The 1,443-nt window shown below is 63.6% G+C and carries 4 protein-coding genes; 3 read left to right on the top strand and 1 reads right to left on the bottom strand.

The window, feature by feature from the left end; translation table 11 throughout:
• Positions 1-370, top strand: a 370-nt coding sequence (locus ACZ53N_RS37370) for an integrase core domain-containing protein (protein ID WP_469145136.1), incomplete at its 5' end; no start/stop codon positions are given.
• Between the two features lie 38 nt (positions 371-408).
• Here ACZ53N_RS37370 and ACZ53N_RS37365 read toward each other — a convergent pair.
• Positions 409-645 (bottom strand): hypothetical protein, encoded by a 237-nt coding sequence (locus ACZ53N_RS37365; protein WP_469145135.1) that lies wholly within the window; start codon positions 643-645, stop codon positions 409-411.
• 390 nt (positions 646-1,035) lie between these two features.
• On the opposite strand from ACZ53N_RS37365, the gene ACZ53N_RS37360 reads away from it, so the two are divergent.
• Both ACZ53N_RS37360 and ACZ53N_RS37355 read left to right on the top strand, forming a co-directional pair.
• Positions 1,036-1,275: a helix-turn-helix domain-containing protein gene (locus tag ACZ53N_RS37360; protein WP_469145138.1), complete on the top strand. Its 240-nt coding sequence runs from the start codon at positions 1,036-1,038 to the stop codon at positions 1,273-1,275.
• Positions 1,254-1,352: a hypothetical protein gene (locus tag ACZ53N_RS37355; RefSeq protein ID WP_469145137.1), complete on the top strand. Its 99-nt coding sequence runs from the start codon at positions 1,254-1,256 to the stop codon at positions 1,350-1,352. The genes ACZ53N_RS37360 and ACZ53N_RS37355 overlap by 22 nt, the downstream gene beginning before the upstream one ends.
• The last annotated feature ends 91 nt before the right edge of the window (positions 1,353-1,443 follow it).

Here is a 1,443-nt window from a genome sequence, read left to right as displayed (position 1 = left end):
CCTGATATCCCGGGCGATACGCAACGCGGCCCGCAACCGGAAACTGGCAGCCGGAGCAATATTCCATTCCGACCGGGGCAGTAACTACATGTCAGCCGAGTACGCCGCCGACCTCAAGGCACTCGGGCTACGGCAATCAGCCGGTCGCACCGGAATCTGCTTCGATAACGCCATGGCCGAATCGTTCTTCGGAGCCCTGAAGAACGAGCGTGTGTCGCGCGTGACTTACCTGACGCGCGAAGCCGCCCGACGGGACATCACCCAGTACATCGAATTCTGGTACAATCACAAACGCCTTCACTCGGCGGTTGATTACCGCCCGCCACGCGAAGTCCACGCCGAGTATCAGAAGTTGCGAGCCGCCGCGTAAGAGATCGTCAGACATCCGTCCGGGATACGCGGGGCCCCTCAGCATTTGGTGCCCACCTCTCGGAGAACTCCAGGAAGCGTTCGATGTTGCAGCCTGGCTCGAACGGGCTTGAGGTTACGCGCAGCTTGTCCCAGTCCTGGCGGGCGACGCAGCTGCAGCCCGTCCGTACGGGCACGGTCGACCAGCATTGCGATCAACTGCTCGTCCGACGCGTCTGCGGCCGATTTGACGACCGGCTCCTCGACGGCCTCGTTCTCCACGATGGTTTCGCTCATCAGGCGCCTCCTTGATCATCGGATCCGCCGTTGATTACTGAGGTTGAAGGTGGGTTGTTGCAGGGGCTGGCGGTTGGTGATCAAGCCACTGCGGAGCCGGTTCCGGGACCGGGCCCGGCTTGGCACGGACGGCTAGGTCCGTTGCCGGTTTCCTGCGGGAAAGCGGGTCCTTTGGCTGTGCCAGTCTGGGCAGCCAGAGCAGTCGTCGTGGACGTCTTGGCTGTTCCGCCCGCCTTGAGAGCGAAGATGAAAATCTTCCGGTACCTGGTGACACCATCGTGTGTCCGGATCGTGGCGGTATACCGGTGTGTATGAGGTATCCGCGGGGTGGGGTCTGACCGCGGGGAGGCAAGTGTTCAGTGAGCGGGGCCGGTTGGAAGCGGTCGGGACATTCCGTGCCGGGAGGGGCGGTACGGAGATGCGAAGGAGTTACGGGTCAGCGTCCGGTGGGTCCAGCGGTGGCGGCGGGCGTGGCGGGAGGCCGGGCATGACGCTGTCCGTTCCCGTGGTCCGGCGTCCCGGCCGAGGCTGAGCGTGCTGTTCGCTGTGCTGGGGAAGAGTTGGGCAAAGGTCCGGTCGCTCATGGATGATCTGATCAGAGATGGACGCTGGCCAGGACCAGGACTCTGACCGGCCGCCGGTTCCACAAGGGCATGACGCTGTCGGGGATCTCCCAGATGCTGCGGCGGCGCGGCTTGAGCCTCTAGCCTCGCGCTTTCATGATGCGTGCTGTCCGGCAGGTGATCAGGCAAGCAGAAAGTGCCCCTGACCAGCGAGAATGAGGATTGCTGAGGTCCT

The sequence above is a fragment of the Streptomyces sp. NPDC033229 genome (assembly GCF_055576875.1).
The sequence above is the reverse complement of the archived record's forward strand: the minus strand, read 5'-3'. Positions and strand labels throughout refer to the sequence as shown.